This window comes from Sedimentibacter sp. B4 (genome assembly GCF_000309315.1).
In the GTDB taxonomy this organism is placed as follows: Bacteria; Bacillota; Clostridia; order Tissierellales; family Sedimentibacteraceae; genus Sedimentibacter; species Sedimentibacter saalensis.
Genome location: NZ_CANG01000106.1, coordinates 1 through 315, shown reverse-complemented (window position 1 = coordinate 315; position 315 = coordinate 1). Strand labels below are relative to the sequence as shown.

Genomic DNA, 315 nt, shown 5'->3' with positions numbered 1-315 from the left:
TGACCAGGACACCGCGGACGCCCTGCTCGGCGAGCAGGCGGAGGAACTGCGCCTCCCGCTGCGGATCCTCGTCGGACGAGCACAGGATCAGGGTGTGGTCGTCATCGGCGAGGCGGTCCTCGATGCCACGGGCGAGTTCGGTGTAGTACGGGTTGCCCACGTCCATCACGATCACGCCGACGGTGCGGGACACCCCCGCCCGCAACTGCCGCGCGGACGCGTTGCGGTGGAAGTTGAGCTGCGCCATCGCTTGCTCGACCTTGACGCGGGTCTTCTCTGTGACCGACTCGGGCCGGTTCAGCACGTTCGAGACGG

The 315-nt window shown here is 68.3% G+C and carries 1 protein-coding gene; it reads right to left on the bottom strand.

All coding sequences use genetic code 11. From position 1 onward, the window contains the following. On the bottom strand, window positions 1-315 hold a 315-nt coding region (locus tag BN358_RS22970), incomplete at both ends, for a LacI family DNA-binding transcriptional regulator (RefSeq protein ID WP_157593315.1).